The sequence below is a fragment of the Streptomyces nojiriensis genome (assembly GCF_017639205.1).
GTDB classification, from domain to species: Bacteria; Actinomycetota; Actinomycetes; order Streptomycetales; family Streptomycetaceae; genus Streptomyces; species Streptomyces nojiriensis.
The window spans coordinates 7,699,087-7,717,947 of sequence record NZ_CP071139.1 but is presented as its reverse complement, the minus strand read 5'-3'; the positions used below and the strand labels follow the sequence as shown (position 1 = coordinate 7,717,947).

The 18,861-nt window shown below is 70.2% G+C and carries 15 protein-coding genes and 1 pseudogene; 7 read left to right on the top strand and 9 right to left on the bottom strand.

Annotated features, from left to right (window positions below; genetic code table 11):
* Nucleotides 1-151 precede the first annotated feature (151 nt).
* Nucleotides 152-1,597, top strand: a complete 1,446-nt coding sequence (gene gndA, locus JYK04_RS35490) for an NADP-dependent phosphogluconate dehydrogenase (RefSeq protein ID WP_189741640.1) — start codon at nt 152-154, stop codon at nt 1,595-1,597.
* 436 nt (nt 1,598-2,033) lie between these two features.
* Here the strand turns inward: gndA and JYK04_RS35485 are convergent, their stop codons facing one another.
* Entirely contained in the window at nt 2,034-2,255 is a 222-nt protein-coding gene (locus tag JYK04_RS35485; protein ID WP_229876010.1) for a hypothetical protein, read from the bottom strand.
* Nucleotides 2,256-2,570: 315 nt separating this feature from the next.
* Nucleotides 2,571-3,452 carry a hypothetical protein gene (locus JYK04_RS35480; protein ID WP_189741646.1) on the bottom strand — a complete coding sequence of 294 codons (882 nt, stop codon included), beginning with the start codon at nt 3,450-3,452 and terminating at the stop codon, nt 2,571-2,573.
* 408 nt (nt 3,453-3,860) lie between these two features.
* On the opposite strand from JYK04_RS35480, the pseudogene JYK04_RS42445 reads away from it, so the two are divergent.
* Both JYK04_RS42445 and JYK04_RS35475 read left to right on the top strand, forming a co-directional pair.
* Nucleotides 3,861-4,217 (top strand): annotated as a pseudogene (locus JYK04_RS42445) (trypsin-like serine peptidase); the annotation flags it as partial.
* Between the two features lie 28 nt (nt 4,218-4,245).
* Entirely contained in the window at nt 4,246-4,647 is a 402-nt protein-coding gene (locus JYK04_RS35475) for a hypothetical protein (RefSeq protein WP_189741648.1), read from the top strand.
* A 361-nt stretch (nt 4,648-5,008) separates the two neighbouring features.
* Here the strand turns inward: JYK04_RS35475 and JYK04_RS35470 are convergent, their stop codons facing one another.
* The 3 genes from JYK04_RS35470 to panD are packed head-to-tail and all read right to left on the bottom strand — an operon-like array spanning nt 5,009 to nt 6,411.
* Nucleotides 5,009-5,638: an aspartate/glutamate racemase family protein gene (locus JYK04_RS35470; protein WP_189741651.1), complete on the bottom strand. Its 630-nt coding sequence runs from the start codon at nt 5,636-5,638 to the stop codon at nt 5,009-5,011.
* Nucleotides 5,635-5,976, bottom strand: coding sequence for a GNAT family N-acetyltransferase (locus tag JYK04_RS35465; protein ID WP_189741653.1), 342 nt, complete (start codon nt 5,974-5,976; stop codon nt 5,635-5,637). The genes JYK04_RS35470 and JYK04_RS35465 overlap by 4 nt, the downstream gene beginning before the upstream one ends.
* Nucleotides 5,977-5,991: 15 nt before the next feature.
* Complete coding sequence (gene panD, locus JYK04_RS35460) at nt 5,992-6,411, bottom strand: aspartate 1-decarboxylase (RefSeq protein WP_189741656.1); 420 nt, start codon at nt 6,409-6,411, stop codon at nt 5,992-5,994.
* Between the two features lie 759 nt (nt 6,412-7,170).
* Here panD and JYK04_RS35455 point away from each other — a divergent pair.
* Genes JYK04_RS35455 through JYK04_RS35440 form a run of 4 tightly spaced genes read left to right on the top strand, consistent with a single transcriptional unit; the run spans nt 7,171 to nt 12,715 of the window.
* Entirely contained in the window at nt 7,171-8,520 is a 1,350-nt protein-coding gene (locus JYK04_RS35455; RefSeq protein ID WP_189741659.1) for an alpha/beta hydrolase, read from the top strand.
* 27 nt (nt 8,521-8,547) lie between these two features.
* Nucleotides 8,548-10,005, top strand: a complete 1,458-nt coding sequence (locus JYK04_RS35450) for a hypothetical protein (RefSeq protein WP_189741662.1) — start codon at nt 8,548-8,550, stop codon at nt 10,003-10,005.
* Nucleotides 10,005-11,321 carry a CHAT domain-containing protein gene (locus JYK04_RS35445; RefSeq protein WP_189741665.1) on the top strand — a complete coding sequence of 439 codons (1,317 nt, stop codon included), beginning with the start codon at nt 10,005-10,007 and terminating at the stop codon, nt 11,319-11,321. Before JYK04_RS35450 ends, JYK04_RS35445 begins: the two co-directional genes overlap by 1 nt.
* A complete protein-coding gene (locus tag JYK04_RS35440) occupies nt 11,318-12,715 on the top strand; it encodes a hypothetical protein (RefSeq protein ID WP_189741668.1) in 1,398 nt (465 codons plus the stop codon). Before JYK04_RS35445 ends, JYK04_RS35440 begins: the two co-directional genes overlap by 4 nt.
* Nucleotides 12,716-12,908: 193 nt before the next feature.
* Here JYK04_RS35440 and JYK04_RS35435 read toward each other — a convergent pair whose 3' ends face one another.
* The 4 genes from JYK04_RS35435 to JYK04_RS35420 form a co-directional block, all read right to left on the bottom strand.
* Nucleotides 12,909-14,435 (bottom strand): hypothetical protein, encoded by a 1,527-nt coding sequence (locus tag JYK04_RS35435; RefSeq protein ID WP_208809280.1) that lies wholly within the window; start codon nt 14,433-14,435, stop codon nt 12,909-12,911.
* A 633-nt stretch (nt 14,436-15,068) separates the two neighbouring features.
* Nucleotides 15,069-15,275, bottom strand: coding sequence for a hypothetical protein (locus JYK04_RS35430; RefSeq protein WP_189741674.1), 207 nt, complete (start codon nt 15,273-15,275; stop codon nt 15,069-15,071).
* Between the two features lie 77 nt (nt 15,276-15,352).
* The gene (locus JYK04_RS35425; protein ID WP_189741677.1) at nt 15,353-17,038 is read right to left on the bottom strand and encodes a class I adenylate-forming enzyme family protein; all 1,686 of its coding nucleotides are present in this window, start codon (nt 17,036-17,038) and stop codon (nt 15,353-15,355) included.
* Nucleotides 17,035-18,861, bottom strand: coding sequence for an amino acid adenylation domain-containing protein (locus tag JYK04_RS35420; protein ID WP_189741680.1), 1,827 nt, complete (start codon nt 18,859-18,861; stop codon nt 17,035-17,037). The genes JYK04_RS35425 and JYK04_RS35420 overlap by 4 nt, the downstream gene beginning before the upstream one ends.

Genomic DNA, 18,861 nt, shown 5'->3' with positions numbered 1-18,861 from the left:
CGATCACAGCGTGACAAGAGGCGCAACGGGGCGCATGCCAAAGGAACTTGACTGTATCTCCGTGAGTAAAAGATCCACCGGGGTCCGCGTGGGGGTAGCTTCGGTGCTCCCCGCCCACCGAAGGCACACCGAAGCAAGCAGGAGCGCACCGATGAGCACCAGCACAGCCCAGATCGGCGTCACCGGACTCGCTGTCATGGGCAGCAACCTCGCCCGCAACTTCGCCCGCAACGGGTTCACCGTCGCCGTCCACAACCGCACCGCCGCCAAGACCACCGCGCTGGTCGAGGAGTTCGGGCACGAGGGCTCCTTCGTGGCGGCGGAGTCGGCGAAGGAGTTCGTCGACGCGCTGGAGCGCCCCCGGCGCATCGTCATCATGGTGAAGGCCGGGGAGCCGACCGATGCGGTGATCCGCGAGTTCGCCCCGCTCCTGGAGGAGGGCGACGTCATCATCGACGGCGGCAACGCGCACTTCGAGGACACCCGGCGCCGCGAGCGGGAACTGCGGTCGCGGGGCCTGCACTTCGTGGGTGTGGGCATCTCCGGCGGCGAGGAGGGCGCGCTGCTGGGCCCCAGCATCATGCCGGGCGGCTCGACCACGTCGTACGCCTCCCTCGGGCCGCTGCTGGAGAAGATCTCCGCGAAGGCCGCCGACGGCACGCCGTGCACCTCGCACGTGGGGCCCGACGGCGCCGGACACTTCGTCAAGATGGTGCACAACGGCATCGAGTACGCCGACATGCAGCTCATCGCCGAGGCCTACCACCTGTTGCGCGAGGTCGCGGGCTACTCCCCCGCGAAGATCGCGGAGACCTTCCGGGCGTGGAACCGGGGGCGCCTGAACTCGTACCTGATCGAGATCACGGCGGAGGTGCTCGCCCACACGGACCCCGCGAGCGGGCTCCCGTACGTCGACGTGGTGGCCGACGCCGCCGAGCAGAAGGGGACCGGCCGCTGGACCGTGCAGATCGCCCTCGACCTCGGGGTACCGGTGTCGGGGATCGCCGAGGCGGTCTTCGCCCGCGCGGTCTCGGGCCACACGGACCTGCGCGGTGCCGCCCGGGGGCTCGCGGGCCCGAAGGCCGCCGCACTCGCGCCGGAGGCGGCGGAGGCCTTCGCCGCCGAGGTGGAGCAGGCGCTGTACGCGTCGAAGATCGTCTCGTACACCCAGGGCTTCCACCAGATCCGGGCCGGCAGCGAGGAGTACGGCTGGAACGTGGACCTGGGCGCCGTGGCCTCGCTGTGGCGCGGCGGATGCATCATCCGGGCCGCGTTCCTGGACCGGATCCGGGCGGCGTACGACGCGCGGCCGAAGCTGCCGAGCCTGCTGGCGGACGCGCACTTCGCCGAGGAGATCGCGGCCGCCCAGGACGGCTGGCGGTCCGTGCTGGTGGCGGCGGTGCGCCAGGGCATCCCGGTCCCCGCCTTCGCGGCCTCACTGGCCTACTACGACGCGCTGCGCGCGGAGCGGCTGCCCGCGGCCCTCACCCAGGGGCAGCGTGACTTCTTCGGCGCGCACACCTACCGGCGGACCGACCGCGAGGGCTCGTTCCACACCCTCTGGAGCGGCGACCGCTCCGAGGTCCGCACGTCGTAGACCGCTCGTCGTACCAGGCGGGCGTCTTGCCCATCGACGGGTCGTCGGTCCGGTCGTGGGGGAAGCCGAGTCGTCCGATGCCGCGTGGGCGGTGATCGCGCCGTTGTTGGCCGGTGGCGTGATCACCGTCAGGTACTCGAAGGCACCGTGTTCACATTCCGCACCGGTGCGCCACGGCGGGACCCGCCCGGGCGGTGCGGCCGCGGCACACCATGGAGTGAAGTGGACCAGCTGGTCGCGATCGACTCCCCGATCGTGCGGGCCCACCCGCATGCCGCCGCCGAAGGGGGCTCGACGAACGAGCCCTCGGACGATCGCGGCAGGGCGCCGTGTACCTCATCGAGGCCCTGCGGGCGTCCGTCGAACGGGCCCGCAGCCCCAAGGACACCGGCGAGTGCGACCAGCGGCAAGATCTGCAGGGCCGCGAGCCGGAAGGTCAAGAACCGGCGACCGGCTTGCGCAGTTGCAGGATCCACCGGTGTACGGGTGGTGTCAGGCCGGCGCCCACGATGAACCCGAGCACGACGCTCTGGCTCGCGAACGCGGTGATCCCGATGACTGCGCACAGAACCATGCCGGTCACGAGCAGGCCCGTGACTTTGGCACGCGGGGCCAGCCGGTTCAGCCATGTCACGGTCGAGAGCGTCGCGAGGTACACGGTGGAGCCGAAAGCAGCCGATGCCAGGGCGGTTAGAGCATTCATTCCGCAACCTCTCAAAATCGGAGCCGAGATGCGCCGCCGACGGTGACCTGCATGCCCGTACTCAACCATCCACCGCGCGAACGCGAAAAGGTAAGCGATTTCAAGCCGCTGTGACGTACTGGATACCGCCGCACCGTCGGCTCAGACTTTTTCGGCCGTAGCCAAAACCGAAATGCCGGGCTCCGCCCCTGCGGCCGCACGTACTTCCGCTGAGCCACGCCGCGTTGAGATGGGCGTGGATCCCTCACCGGGGGAACAGCACCACCGGCGTCAGCGGGAAGCCTTACGGCGCCGGAGGTAGGCATAGCCGACGGCGCCCGATGCGGTCAGAGCCGCCGCGCCGCCAAGCAGCCAGGGAGCCGCCCGCCGGACCGCGCTCGCCTGGGGTGCGGCCACCGGGTCCTGGCAGCCCGGGGCTGCGGTGTCCACCACCCTGTAGCGGGCCCAGATCTTCGCCTTCCTGCCCCGCTCGTTCCAGCGCACGGCGTAGAGCCCGGGCTGCGCGTCGCACCGGATCCGAACGACGGCGGACACCAGTTTCGCACCGCGCATCACCTCCGACCGCGTGAAGGCGGGGGATGACAGCGTGACCTCCCCGTCGCTCGCCATGGCGACGCCGTCCGAGGCCGTCATCCGCTCCCCGGCCCGCACCGAACGCACGTCCCACGGTGTCGCAGGCCATCCGATGTCCTCGGGCCAGCGCTCTTCCTGGGACACCGGCGGCAGTTCCGCCACCCGCCGTTCGCACGCCTCCCGTTCCGCCGCTTCAGCCGGTGCCACCCGCACGCTCCCCCACAACCGGTCGATCTTGGACACGTTCTCGTCGCCGACGGGCGAGCCGAACCGCACCTCGTAGGAACCGGGAGCGGCCGCGCAGGACACCGTCACGACTGCCGTGAGGAGTCGGTCGTCCATGCGCAGGGTCCCGTCCGCCACGAAGGCGGGGGAGACCACCCGGACACCGTTCCGGGCGTCCCCGGAGACCATCGCCTCGGTCGAAACGCTGATCCGCTCCCCCCGCGTCACAGGCAGCTCCGCACCACTGGGCATGGGCCGGGGCGGATCCGCGGCGGGCGCCGCTAAGGCGCCGCCTGACATCCCGGACAGCACCAGCGCAAGCGAGGCGGCCAGACCGATCTTCATCCAATTCACGCCCATTTGAACCCTTTTTCATTTCCATTGACGATCTTTCAAACCGATACACAGTCTGCTCCCTCGTCGAAATGACGGACTATTACGTCTCGTTTTCTGCGCTATCGCCTCGCTCAGGACCCCCTCCTCACCCCGGCCCCCAGCGGGGTGGGTCGCGTATGACGCTGCCCGCGCAGTACGTGCTCTTGCCGTTGAGGGGCCGGCCGTCGAAGCAGAACGTTCCGACCATGGCCAGCCCGTCGAAGGTGTCACGCCTCGGGGGTGCCTGCGGGGGCGCCGGCCGAGTCTCGGGCCGAGGACGAGGATGAGCCGGGTAACGGCTTCACTGCGGTTGCGTCCACGGGCCGGACGTCTCCGGCGGCCCATGGATCAAAGGGGTACAACGCCTCGGCACGCACCGGACAGGTCATGGGGAACGTCGGCGGCATGGGCGGCGGCAAGGACGCCCAAGACCTCTACAACGACGCCGACAACGGCATCGGACCGAAGAACGTCCATCGCGGCTCCTACCAGCCTCCGGCGGACGACCCCGTCCTGCCCGGCAGCGGCGAGACGTGGAAGCATGCCAAGCAGATAGCCTCCGGAGACTTCTCCGGCACCGGGCACAGCGACCTGCTCGTCATCTGGACCGACGGCGAAGGCACCCTCTACCCCGGCGACGGCAACGGCGGATTCCGCCCCGAGCGCCAGCTCCTGGCACCCAACGCAGACTGGAAGCCGGTCGCCACCATCACGGCCGGCGACTTCACCAGCTCCAACCAGTTCGACCTCATGGTGCGCTGGGACGACGCGGATGACCCTGCACGGCGACGTCGGCTCCCACGGCCTCGACGGGGGAACCGAGATGGCGGCCTCCGGATCCATCTGGAGCCACGCCACCCAGATCGCCGCCGGCCGCTTCAACGCCGCCACCTACGTGACCGACCTGATGGTCCGCTGGTCCAGCGGCGCGCTCAACAACCACGTCGGCACCACCACCGGCGGCCTCGGCAGCGAGCAGCCCATCCACGGCCCCGACAAGACCTGGACCCACAGCGTCATCATGACCACCGGCCAGTACACGGGTGACGGACTCACCAACGACCTGATCATCCGCTGGAACGACGGCGAGACCACCCTGTACAAGGACACCCGCCTCGGAAGCGAAATCATGATCGCCCCACCCGCTCAGGCAGCCCGGCAGGTACGCCCGTAACGACTGCACGCAGGCCGAGACCGCCATCGGCCCCATCCGGGTGGCGGGCGGTGTGCTGGAACGGACCGAACCCGACGCCGCGACCGTCCTCGGCGGCACCCTCATCCGGCTCGACGAATGATCGACAAGACGCTGCCCGGTACTAGCTCAGGGGTCCGGGCTGCGGGATCGGCGCGGGCCCCGGCGGGGCGGGGACCGGGTCGGGTTCCGGCACCGGGGCCGGCACGGGCGGCACGGGCCGCGGAATGGGCTCGGGATCGGGGAAGGGTCCCGGCCCCGGGACGGGCGGCTGCGTATCTTCTGCGTTTCGCTTTCGCACCATATGGCCCACCTTCCCGCGATTCCGGACGATATGCCTGCCCTACCGGGTCGAGTACATCGCCAGGCCCGCGGCCAGGCCCGGAGCCGGGCTGGAGAGCACCGGGACCGGGCCCGTGGCCAGGTCCGCGGCCCCGGCCATGGAGGCCTGGGCCAGCACGATGACGTCGGCGCCGGTGACGGCGTCGGCGGCCTCGGCGACGCGGGCGAGGTAGCCGGCGGTGTCCCCCGCCTCGAAGCGGTCCCAGGCCCCGGCGACCAGGTGCGAGGTGACCGACACGGGCCGTTCACCGGCCTCCTCGGCCAGCAGCTCCCCGGTCGGGGCGAGGGTGGACTCCAGGGCGGCCAGTACGGCGATCCGGGCCCCCGCCCGTACCGCGGCGGCCGCCATCGGCCGGTCCACCCGGAGCACCGGGGCGCCGAGCGCCGGAGCCAGTGACTCCGCGGTCGCGCCGATGGTCGAGCAGGTGACCAGCACGGGCGGCCCCGCTTGCGCGAGCAGCAGCCCCCGAAGGGCCGGAGCCACCGACTCCGGCCCTTCGGCGCGGGCCCGGTCCAGCAGCTCCGCGACCACCAGGTGCCGCAGTACGGCCCCCGGATGGTCCCGGTCGCGCAGGGTGTCGAAGACCGGGACGTGCACGGGCGAGGTGTGCAGCAGGAGCAGATCGGTCACCCGAGGCCGGGGTCCGCGGCGAGCTGCGCCTTGGCCGCCACTACGACCTCGGCGGCCGGCTCGGGCGCCTCGTCGGGATGCTTGGCGGCCCAGCCTGCCGCATACGGGCACAGCGGCACCACGGGCGCCCCCTCGGCGGCGGCGATCCCGTAGAAGGTCCTCACCAGCCCGCCGGCGATACCGCGGCCCTCGTGCCCCTGCTCGACGATGGTGTGCACCGCGACCAGGGCGTGGGGCGCGTCGGCGAGCACGAAGTACGCGATGTGACCGACCACCGCCCCGTCCTCGACGGCGAGCAGCCGCCCGGCCTCACGGTCGTCCTGGAACTCGATCGGCATGATCCCCCGCTTCCCTCAGACGGCCACGGCGTGCGGGCTGCGCCGCTGATCCGTACCCGGTACCGGAGCGGAAGGATCCGCCCCCAGCTCGACGATCCGGTTGTCGCCGTCCACGTGCACGACGCGGGGCTGGAACACCCGGGCCTCGGCGTCCTCGACCTGCGCGTAGCTGATGAGGATGACCAGGTCCCCGGGGTGCACCAGGTGCGCGGCGGCGCCGTTGATCCCGATCACTCCGGACCCGCGCTCCCCCTCGATGACGTAGGTCTCGAGCCGCGCCCCGTTGGTGATGTCCACGATGTGGACGAGCTCCCCGGGCAGCAGATCGGCCGCGTCCAGCAGGTCGGCGTCGACGGTCACGGAGCCGACGTAGTGCAGGTCGGCCTGGGTGACGGTAGCCCGGTGGATCTTGGACTTGAACATGGTACGAAGCATGGAGAAACTCCCGGATTGTCGGCTACCTGCCCGCTTTACGCAGGTCAAGTGCAGTCCTCGGAGCCTACAACGGTTCGCCTCTCCGGTCAGCTCTCCCCGGGTCTTCCAGGACTCCCCCCCATCGCCAGCCTTCCCAACATATCGTCAGAGCAGTGCGGAAGCCCGCCCTGCCCCGCGTGCGGTACGGCGACACCTCACCCAGCTTGCCGCCGGGTTCGCATGGCCGGCTCCGCGGCGGCGCGGACGTGCGCTGTGGGTCGGCTGCAGTGGGGCTCGACTCCGCCGTCGCTGCCGGCGCTGATGCGCAGCCCGGCGGACGATTGCCCCGACCCGTGCGGGAGGGGGAGGCGCTCGCGCACAGCTCGGCGCAGAACGGCTCCGTCTTCTGTACGCCCGCCCAGGCAGCGGCAAGGGCTCGTGAGTTGTGACCGGCGGCCCAGCGGCGACGATCTCGAAAATCGCCAGGCGGGTCGTCAGGTTCCGTCAGCCCAGGGTGGGATACCTGCAGTCACCCGAGGAGCAGGCCGCACGCCGTCCGCCGGCCCTGCCGGCCGTTCAGCGCCGCGGCGTGCCCTCGGCCTCCGCACTGGCGCTGTGGCCTGCTCGGCGTCCGGACCCACCGCCGAGCGGCAGTTGAAGCAGCAAGCATTTGCGAGGGGGCGGCCGTGCGAGGGAGGGTTGTGCTACCAGTGGGTCAGGCGGAGCATGAAATCAGGGATCCCGCAATCGAAGCAGTCCCGCGCTCCCAGGGAGGCCGACATGGCCGGCCCGTTCCAGAACATCGAGCTCGACGGCGGCCAGATGGCAGCCCTGTACCTACTGCGCTACGACGAGGAAGGGCGGCTGCGCAGTCCGCAGGCGGAGAGGGAGGTCAAGGACCAGCTCGCCGCCGTGACGGACGTGTACCTCTTCGCCCACGGTTGGAACAACGTCTTCGCCCAGGCCCTCGACCGCTACCACGGCTTCGCCACCGGGTACATCGCGCAGGGCACGCAGTTCGGCATCCCGCGGCCGGCGGGCTCCACGCCGCTGCTGGTGGGGATCATTTGGCCGTCCACCAGTTTCGTGATGCCGTGGGAGGGCGGCCCCGTCATCGCGGGCGCGCCGGACCCGGACGGCCGCGAGGCCGCCGAGCAGGAGGAAATGCTCGGCCTGGTCACGGAGTCGCTGTCCGCGGACGACGACGAGTCCTTCGTCAGTGCGATCGATGGCCAAACGTCCGTCGACCCCGTCACCGCCCGGCGCCTGGCCGAGATCGTCCTGAACTCGCTGCGTACCGGACCCGACCCCGACGACGCGTCACCGCCCCCGGACCCCGGTGAACTCCTCAAGGCCTGGGCCGCGCTCCGCGGCGGGAACGTTCCCGGTCCGACCCCTGGAACCACGTTCGGCACCATCGGCAGCGGGCCCTCGTCCGGCGCTCCCGCCGCCGCCGCCCTCTCCTTCGACCCGAGGGACCTGCTGCGCATCGCATCGGTGTGGAAGATGAAGGCCCGCGCGGGAGCGGTCGGCACACACGGTGTCGGTCCACTCGTGGAGCACATCCTGCGGGAAAGTGGCGTACGGCTGCACCTCATCGGGCACTCCTTCGGTGCCCGCGTCGTCCTCTCGGCGCTGACCGCCTCCAGCGCCGAGCGCAAGGCACACGCGATGCTGCTGCTCCAGCCCGCGGTCAACCGCTGGTGCTTCGCACCTCGCATCGAGAACACGGGCCGGTCGGGTGGTTACCGCACGGTGCCCGCGAAGCTCGAACGCCCCCTCCTGACCACGTTCTCCGCTCATGACGAGCCGCTCACCAGGTTCTTCCACCTCGCCATGCGCGGCAGTCAACTCGGCGAGCCCCTGACCGCGGCCGTCGGCAATACGCACCTGTACGGTGCCCTCGGCGGCTACGGCCCGGCCGGCCTGGACGGGGACGCCGTCGTACAGGACGCCATCGTCCCCGGGGCGGCCAGTTACCCCCTGGACGGCAGTGCCCGCGTCATCGCCGTCAACGGCACCGTCAACGTCACCGTCGGCGGTACCCCTGTCCCCGCCATCGGCGGCCACTCGGACATCAGCAACCCGGTCACCTGGTGGGCGCTGCACGACCTCACCCGCCCCGACTAGCCGTGTCCCGGTACGTCAGGAGACGCCATGGTGATGATCAACATCCGCAGGTGGCACCTGGCGGTGCTCTCGGTGGTGCTCGATCTCTCGCAGCGCGAGGCGGCCGTTGTGGCCGATCTGCTGACCTGCCCTGACGGCCGGCCGCAGCTGCGCCACAGGCTCTCCCTCCCGGTCGGGGCGTACGGCTTCGGTCCGGGTGTCGACCCGCCGGAGCACAGCAACGTTCCTCCCGAACTGGTCTCGTTGACCAAGAAGTTCGTGTCCGGTGAGGCCGGCAGCGAGTCGGCGCTGTGGCTGCGGCTGGTCCCCCCGTACGGTCATCTGGGCGCCGTCCCGTGGGAGGACGTCCTCACCCCCGCGACGGACCGTCCCGTGCTGCGGGTCCCGGACCGGCTGCCCGTGGCCGCGGACCCGGGCGGGGTGTGGAGCATGGCCGTCGTGCTCAACGCGCCGTCGGACGCCGGCTGGGCGGCGTCCTACGTGGAGGCGTTCGTAGGCGCTGTGCGGCACTCCTTCACGAACCGGGTCAAGACCCATGTGTTCAGCGACCTCACCGTCTACGACGAGCTGCGCGCACGCCTCCCGAAGACGGATCCTCACACCCTGCTGCACGACCCCGGGGACGCCGTACGCGTGCACCGGGAACGGTCCAAGCGGGGTGTGACACAGTTCCGCGGGCCCGGCGGCAAGCCACGGCGCTCCCCGACCCCGCTGCCGTGGGCGGACTGGATCGCCACCGGGCTGGACGGGGAAGCGGTCCGCGCCCTGCACCTCGTCGCGCCGGCCTGCTTCGACGGCAGCCGGCCGCAGCTGACCGTGAGCCCGGATCCGGCGCAACCCGTGGACCCGCGGGCGTGCACCTACGTCGCCGGGGAAGAGATCCGGCTGCTCGCCGACAGCATCGGCGCGTCAACCCTGTCCCTGGGCTCACCACCGGACAACCCCTCCGACGTCTCGACGCGCCTGCTCGCCGACGCCCTCGGCCTGGAGCGCGCCGGACCGACCTTCTACAGCGACCTGCTCAACGACCCGGACGGAGATGCCCTCGCGCGGGCTTACGCCTTCGTCGGGGCGCCACCCGGAAGCGAGCCGATCCCGCGCGGCCCGGCCCTGTTCGGGTACCTCCAGCCGGAGCACGTCAAGTACTCGCTGGCGCAGTTCTGGCCCGACCCCGACCAACCGCAGCAGCGCTGGCTGACCGGCCGCGCGCCGATCAGCGACTCCGCCACAAGCCGGGCGCTGCTGCCAGAGGCGCTGGCGGCCGTGCCAGGCGACGCCGTCGCCTGGCGGTACGCGTCGGAGGACTACGTACCCGGCTGGGTCGCCGCGACCGAGCGGTTCATGGAGTCGAAGGCGGCGGAGCTGCTGACGGCGGCCGGCGTCCCAGGGGAGACGCCGGCCCTGAAGCAGGCCTACGACCAAGGGGTGGCCAAGGCGATGAGCGAGCTGCGCGGGCTCGCTGACGGACGGACGGAGGAAGCGTGATGCGTACCGTCGTCAGCTTCGAGTACCAGGGGCAGCAGACCTTCCTGAAGATCGACGCCGCGACGGTCGAGATCGCGAACATGGGAGACCAGCTGCCGGTGCCGCTGCCCGCCCCCGCCGGCACGCTCGTCGCCTACGGACAGACCCTGCGTCAGCTGCTCCTCGGGCATCCCCAGGTGCAGGAGGGGCTGAACGCCGTCCTGGCCGCCCCGACCGGCACCCCGCCCGGACCGCTCTACTTCCGCATGGTGTCCCCGTCGGCCGACGCGATGCCCTGGGAGCAGATCTACAACGACCGGACGGGGAGCTTCTGCGCACTCGACCAGCGGTGGCCGATCGGGCGCATCGCGAAGATCCGCCAGAAGGTGGCGGCGCGCGCCTTCGTCCCGCCGTTGCGAGTCACCGCGGTTCTGTCCGCGCTCGGGGCCGAGGGCAAGAATCAGTTGGACGCCCTGGTCGCCGCCCTGAGCTCCCCGAAGGCCAGTGCGATAGCCACCCACCTGCACGTGATCAGCGGCGAAAGGGAAGTCCTGGACGGGGCAGCCGCGCACCACGGCAGACTGTCCGGGGGCACGTTGGAGATCACCTTCGCGCCCATGCCCGGCACGACGCCGGAGCTGGCCCACAGCATCACCAGTGCCAGGCCTCACCTTCTGCACCTGCTCTGTCACGGCGAGGCGGCGCAGGCCGGCGAGCGCATCCTCGGCTTTGCGACGGTCGGGGACTTCTTGGCGCCGAAGGACGAGGAGCCACATCCCGTCCGGCTCGCCCTCTCGCACCTGGTGCAGGCCCTCGCGCCGTGCGGGACGTGGCTGGTCGTGCTCAACGCCTGCGCGACGGCGAACGCCGTCGAGTCCCGGTCCCTGGCACACGAGCTGGTATCGAAGGGCATCCCGGCGGTCGCGGGTATGCGCCGGGCTGTGGACATCGTCTCGGCCGACCGGTTCTGCAAGGCGCTCTATCCGGAGGTCATTGCCGCCGTCGTGACGGCCGCGGCGCCCACGGGCGAGCCCCGCGAGATCGACTGGGCCGCCGCGTTCACCTCCCCCCGGCTGGTGCTCGCCGCAGACGATCCGGAGACGATCGACACGTGGACCGACCCGGTGCTCTACGCCCAGGACGAACCACTCCTGGTCTACCGGGGCTCTCCCCGGCTGTCGCCCGCCGCCTACGCGGAGCTGCGCGGCTATCTGGACTTCTGGCGGGAGTACGAGGCCGGACTCGACCCGGACACGACCGACCCCGCCCGGCTGGCACAGGTCCGGCAACGGATCGCCGAGACGGAGGCCCAGCTACCGGAGGAGGAACCGAAATGAACCTGCCTCAGCACATCCGCCTCGACGCCTGGACCGGTACCGAAGCGGCCCATGGCGAGGTTGCCGAGGAGGCTGCGAACTGGGGCGCCGGGCAGGCCGGTCTGCCGCCCAGCCAGAAACGGCTCGCGTTCGGGCCGCCCGCCTCCGAGACCTGCTGGCAGGACCCCGCAGTCGGCTACGGGGTCCTCCTCCCGGAGAACCACAGCCCCGGCCTCACCGACGCGCAGAAGGCGGCCGGCGCGGACGCTCCGGAGCCGGTGCACCGGCTGCTCGCCGCCCGGCCGGGAAGCGTCGTACTGCGCTGGTCGCAGGAGATGGAGGACCGGGTACTGCGCCGCTACTACGCGGACGGCAGCCCGCCCAACGACCCGGCCGTCGGTCTCAGCGACTTCGGCGTCGCCCCGGACCGGCTGCCCCGCTACGTGGCCATCATCGGAGGGCCGCAGGACATCCCCTGGTCCGTGCAGTACTCGCTCGGTACCCGCCACTCGGTGGGCCGCATCCCGCTGGCCGGAGAAGCGCTGGCGCACTACGTAGACGCCCTGATCGCAGGATGGCCGGAGGCACTGGCGGAGCTGGACCGGGCGCTGATGTGGACGGTCGACCACGGGGAGGACGACATGACCCACCTGATGCGCAGCGTGATCAGCGGACCACTGGCCGACGCGCTCTCCACCCCTCCCCCGCTGGACGAGTACCAGGAGATCGCAGGCGACGCGGCCACGGGGGAAGCTCTCCTCGCTTCGCTGGCGCAGTCCCCTCCCGGCCTGGTGGTCACCTCCAGCCACGGGATGACCGGGCCGTCCGGTGACCTCGCTGCGATGCGAGCCACGCTCGGCCTGCCGGTCGACCGGAACCACGTGCCACTGGACGCGGGCGCCCTGGCCGCGGCCCTCCCCAGCGGCTGCGTCTGGTTCGCCCAGGCCTGCTGTTCGGCGGGCGGCGCGGGCCGGAGCCTGTACTCCTCGTTGCTGCACCCCGAGTGGTCCGCCTGCCAGACCGTCGAGGCGGTCGCCGCCCTCGGCCCGATGACCGCCCCGGCGGCGGTGGCGGCTCTGGGCCGGAAGCAGCCCGTGCGGGCCGTCATCGGACATGTCGAGCCCACGTTCAGCTGGACGCTGGAGGCGCCCGACACCCCGCAGCCGCTCGGCGGGGAGATCGTCGCGGCACTCTCTTCACACCTCTATGCGGGAGAACCGCTCGCCTACGCCTTCAGGGAGTACCGGGCCGCCGTCGGCCAGCTGCACACCTCGTGGTTCACCCTCAACGACCGGCTGAGGGGCGGCGACGCGTCCGTCATCGAGAAGATGACCCGCTTGCGGCTGTCCGCGATCGACCGCCAGAGCCTGGTCCTGCTCGGTGACCCCACGGTCAGCCTTCCGCCACTTCTTTGATCGTTACGCTCTGGGCGATCCGCTCGCCGGTGGCCCTTCCACGGAAAGCGAGTGGGCCGTGCGGCTTGATGACGTCCCAGAGCCGCAGCTCGGCGGCCGACGCGGCAGAGTCTCCGAGGTGCGCGAGCGTGAGGATCCGGGAGTCGGAGGCGCCTGCGGCCGGTACGCCTGGTACTTCCGCCTCCGGCATGACCTAGGTGAAAAGATCCGCTTCCCGAACGGGGCGGCCGAGCGGATGGACGCCCGCAGACTCACGCCGGTTCCACGAGGCTGAGCTTCCGGACGAATCTTGGGTGACTGGCGCGTCGGCCGTTCGGCTCTGCACGATGATGTCGAAATCCAGGAAGGAGATCTCAGTGCCGGCGACAACGGCGACCACTGCTTGGCTGAGCCCCGGGGGCCAATCGGCGGGGATCGCCACAGCCAGGTCGGTGGTCGAGAGCGACTGAACGTCTTCGACATGGACAAGTACCCGACGCTGCCGAAACGGCTCGAACAGGGCGGCGCTGGCGAACCCCTCGGTCTCCTCGCCGCCGAGCCGCCGCACCCGTACCTCCATCGCGGCCCCGGCAGGTACGGCATGCTGTTTCGGACCGCCCACCACGGTCGGCGCGAACGCACCGGGCACACCGGCGACTCGCTCGCCGCAGACGTCTCCCACCGGCCCGCACGCCGGACATCTCACTCCGACGCGGACAAGACCCAAGAGGGGATGCCGGCGGGCTTCACCGACGAGGGGGCAGCCGCAGGAACACGGCTCGGAGAAGCGGACGGCACGCGCGGGCAGCCAAGGCGGCGACCACAGGCGGGACAGCCGGGCCCCTGTCACGGGAGCCGCCACGGCGATGGTCCGGGCAGTCACTCGCGCCAACGCGGTGATGCGTGCATCGAGTCGCTCGGTCCGGGAAGCCAGAGGGGGCGAGATGGACTGGCGCCGGTGCGGGGCGGCAGCGAACGCCGCGAGCTCCGCCTCGCGGCCGATCTCGTCCCAGAGCGAAATGAGCGTGGTGAAGTGGTCTTCTTCGCCGCCTCGCTCGGCAAACGTGTCCGCCATGCCGTGAAGAAGTACCTTGTTGGCTTGAATCCACTTGCACCGTCTTCGCCAGCCGGACGTCGGGTCCTCCGGTCGTTCTGACAGCAAGACCTTGACCCGCCCTCCGGCTTTCGGCTTCCCATTTGGGCCCGGTCCGGCAATCCAGAGGTAGGCGCGGCCGCGCGCGGACAACGCACCCCGCACCCAGCGCCCATCGAGAGTCGCGGCATCAAAAGGGCCGGACCCCTCGGAAAGCCCGAGAGGAGATACGAGTCCACCGAACGGTGAATCAAAGAACTCCTCGGCGACGGAACACTCGGCACCGAGTTCGGTCGGCCGGGGAGCTGACTCGATCAAAGGCAGGCCCGACACCTTGATGTCCGGGTTACCCAGAACGGCCCAAGGGGCAGCCGCCTCGGCGTTGATGGAGGTCGAACTGCCCACTTGACGCACGTGGTGGTTCGCCTCCCGGACGGCTTCCCCCAGACTGCATCCATCTGCCAAGGTGCCCAGAAATACGATGAGCGCCGACAACGGTGACGCGCTGACGCCGTGCGTCATGACCGCAGCGCGGACCTGGCTTTCCATGACACAACGGGCAATGCTGGTCTCGTAGTTGAAAATCGATCCGGGCACGGGAATCGTCCCGCACCCATCAATGACCGCCAGAGAGGCGGTCAGGTGCATGGGGTTGAACAGACCCTCCACCGAAGAAGGCGAACGCCCATGCAACTTCTGCCTGAAGCACTGGTCCGTATCGAAGCAGGGAAAGACAGGCGATTCACCCGGCCGGTGGAGATGCCGGCTGCAGAGAGTGAGCGATCTCCCGAAGCCCGCGTCGACGGGGCCTGCGTGCCCTTGCAGGACGAGTAGGTCAGCCTGTAGGTCTTCGGCTACGGACGCTGGATCATTCCGCCGCGCTCGGTTCAGTGCAGGAGGGGCAGAGGGCAGGTTGGCCTCGGCAGTCTCCGTCAGCCGGAAGCGACTCCGTGAGATGTCGATGTGGATCGTCTCGTCGCCGAGCAAACGCACGAGGTGGTCAAGTCTGGTCGACCGCTTGGAGATGGGAACGATTCCGACCGGGCTGGAGTGGTGGTCTACGGCGAGCAGGGTCTGAATGTATTCGCGCGGAGGGGTGGTCTCTTGATCCACGAGGATGAGGACCGATTCCCCGGCTCTCATGGATTGATCCACCCGGTCCGCACGCCAGAGATCCACCGCAGCGTCAAGGAATTCGGCCGGAACGCTACCGAGTGTCAGGGCATGTCGAGTTCGACGACTCCGCTTACCCGTACGGCCGAACTCGATCAAGGACACTCGTCACCACGCGCAGAGCGCACTGTCCACGAGGTCACGCAGATCTGCTCCGTTCTCCTCGGCCACGGCCACGGCCAACTTGACGTTGAGCGTGGCGATGTCGGCCTTCAGGCTCTGCGCCTCGCTCTCCATCTTCCTCAGCTCGGGCATGAGACCGTTCAGCCTGTCGAGCCGCTCGACAATGGCGGCTTGGATATCTTCGTGCTTCATCTACTGCGCTCCCGATCACGGGCGAGGGTACGGGCAGGGTCGGCGCCACGATAGAGTGCTGCGCATTGCACAAACAACTATATTTCGTCGAATTCATCCAGTTGGGCGTGCATTCCCGCATTCGATTCCCCCTCCGCGCCTGTCCGGTCGGCGGGTTCCGCGAGCAGCTCCCGCAGTTTCGGCCGGATTATCTTACCGGTGGCCGTCCTCGGAATGGCCACCATCCGAACCCAGCGCACCGGAAGGACGGCGGGGTCGAAGAAGCGGCGCAAATGATCCAGCAACACGGTGTCGGTCGTTTCGCCCGGCGCGACCACCCCTGCGATCACCACCTCGCCCAGGAAACGGTCCGGAGCTGCGGCGCAGGCAGCGTCCCGGACCGAAGGCAGAGCTCTCAAGGCCCGTTCCATCTCCTCGAGCGACACCGTCTCGCCCCGGACTTTGGCGATGTTCTTGGCCCGTCCGGTGATCACAACGAACCGCAGGCCTGTTTCCGGCTCGCGGATCTCGTGGCCCAGGTCCTGGGAATGGAACCAGCCGCCCGCAAACGCCTGAGCCGTCGCAACCGGGTTTCCCTGATAGCGCGACATCACGTTGTGTCCGCGCATACAGATCTCCCCCGTCTCGCCCGGCTCCGCCCGCCGCCCGTCTGCGCGGATGACGGCAACCTCGTTGCCGTACAGGGCTGTTCCAACAGAGGGGATGTCGCTGTCCAGCGCAAGGGCCCGGTAGCCCGCTTCCGACAGCCCGCGGGGCATGGTGGTGGAGAAGTTGGTCGTCTCCGTGAGGCCGTATCCCTGCAGAACCCGCACCCCCCAGCGGTCGCACACCGCACGCGCGGTGGACTGTGCCAGGGGCGCGGCTGCTGACACGAAGTACTCGAACCGCGGCGGCAGTCGAGGCGCGCGCCACGTCTCCACCAGCGTCTCCAGGATGCTGGGAACCACGCTCGCGACGCGCACCTGATATTCCGTCAGCAGGGCCGCATACGCGAAGGGGTCGAAGCCGCTGAGCAGGATCCCGTGCGCCCCGGAGGCGAGGACACCGAAGATGCTGAAGTGCAGGCCGTTGACGTGGTGGATGGGCAAGCAGCCGAGGAACCGGTCGCCCGGCCCGAGGCCGTGGTGCCGACGAAGCGCCTCGGCGTTGACCGCGCCGTTGTAGTGCGACTGTGCGACCAGCTTGGAAGCGGCCGTAGATCCCGAGGTGGAGAAGTACAGGGCGTCCGCCGCCGGGTCGAGGGCGCCCCCGGTCCAGGTGTCATCGGTCTCGGGCAGCTGTCGGGGGTCAGGGAGAAGCGTCCACGGCACCAGTTCGTCGGCGGGGGTGTCCGGGGCGCGCAGCACCGCCCTGGCGCCCAATGCCTCCGCCTGCCGCAGGATCCTGCCCGCCGGATCGCCGGGGTTCACCGAAAGAACGGAACAGCCGGCGAGCAGCAGGCCGAACACAGCGGCCACCGAGCGGAGTTCATTGGTCGGGGCGAGCGCGAAGACGTCCCCGGGTCCGGCAGACAGTTCCCGGCGCGCCCAAGAGGCCAGCCGGCGGCTGAGTGCGAAGGTGTCGCCATAGGTGACGGTCGTTACGGCCCCGTCCGCACCACAGAAGGTGAGATACGGATGGGCTCCGGCGCGATGGGCCCGTTGTGCCAGCAGCTCCGGGACCGTCGGCCACAGGGGAAGCCGGTCCGCGTACTCCCGTCCCGCCCAGGCGTGGGCTCGGCGGTGATCGTCGCCGGGGACGGCGTGCGGAGTGGACCCGGTCACGGTGCGGCTCCGGCCACCCGCCGGAAGGTGTCGGCGATGCGGTGGATGCTGCTGAACGTTTCGGCGGTCACCGCGTCCGAAGGAAGGGTGATGCTCAACGCTTCCTCCAGTTCGACCAGTAGGCGCACCAGGCGCAGGGAGTCGAAGCCGTGGGTCTGGAGCGAGGCGTCGGGACCGGCGGCCTCGAGGGAAGTAGGGTCGGGCGCGTTGCGCAGCACGATCCTGGTCACTGCCGCGAGCAGCGCGCGCCGGGGCTCGGGATCCGCCTTCGGATGGTCGGTCACGTCGTCACCTTCCCCGGCCGCGGTCACCGTCCGGCCGAGCGCCAATCGGTCGATCTTCCCGGACGGAGTGAGCGGCATGGCGTTCACGACTCTGTACATCGACGGCTGCATCCACTCCGGCAACTGTCGCACCGCGTGCGCGCGTACCTCTTCCACACCCGTGCCCGGTGTCGTCCTCATGTGGGCCGCCAGTACTCCGACACCGCCCCGGGTTAGGGGCACCACCACACACTCCAGCACTCCCGGATGGTGGGCCAGTACGGCCTCGATCTCTCCCAGCTCCACGCGGTAGCCTCGGATCTTGACCTGGTGGTCGGTGCGGCCCAGGAATTCCAGGCGCCCGTCCGGCGTCCTCCGGGCGCGGTCCCCGGTCCGGTACATCCGTGAGCCGTCCGAGGCCCAGGGGTCGGCGAGGAACCGCTGGGCGGTGAGCCCCGGTCGGCCCAGGTAGCCACGGGCGAGTGCGGGACCCGCGATGTACAGCTCGCCCGGTTCTCCGACGGGCACGGGGCGCAGCCGGTCGTCCAACAGGCGAACGGCCTGGTCGGGCAGGGGCGCCCCAAGGTGTGGGCCCACATCACCCTCGATCGGCGCCCACAAGTTGTCCACCGTGGTTTCGGTGGTGCCGTACATGTTCACGGCTTCCAGACGACCTGCGGCAGAGTGCCCGGCCAAGCTTCGCCACAGTGCCGGGGACACGGCCTCTCCCCCGATCCACAGCCTCAGCCCGGAGCCGGCGGGCAGGGCTCGGGCCAGCCGGTCGACGATCGGCTCTGCCAAGCCCGGCGTGAGGTCGAGATCGGTGAGCCGGGCCCCCACGACGGCAGCAACGAGCCGCTGGGGGACACGGCGTGCCAGGTCGTCGAGGATCACCACGGTGTCGCCACGACAGATGCGGGTCCACTGCTGGAGGGAGGCGTCGAAAGACGGGCTGGCACTCCAGCCGACCCGGGCCGTTCCCGGACGGATGACACCGGCCGTCTCCAGGCCGGCCAGGAAACACGCCAGTGCTGCGTGTTCGACCTCAACGGCCTTCGGACGGCCGGTCGATCCGGAGGTGTAGAGGACGTAGGCGACCTGGCTGTGAGTGACGGCCGGTTGTGACAGGGCTGCACGGGCGGCGGATCCTGGATCAGTAGGCGGCAGAGCGGAGACTTCCGCCGGAAAGAGGTCGCCCGGGGCGTGCGGTGCGCCGCCGGCGGTGAGGACCAGGGTGGCACCGCTGTCTTCGATCATGAAGCGCACTCTGTCCGCGGGGTGGAGCGGATCCAGGGGCAGGAACGCGCCGCCCGCCCGCATGACTCCCAGCGCCGCCGCGATGAAGTCCGTCGAACGCGGGATGTACAGCCCGACGACGTCACCGACGCGGACACCGTGATCCACGAGATCCATCTCCACGGCTGCACTGAGCTCGGCCAACTCCGCGAAGCTCGTTCGGCCTTGGCCTTCTTCGACCGCCACCGTTGCGGGCCGGACGGAGACGGTGGCGAGGAAGCGCCTCAGCAGCGTGGGCGGGGGTGGTCCGGGCGGATCGGTCAT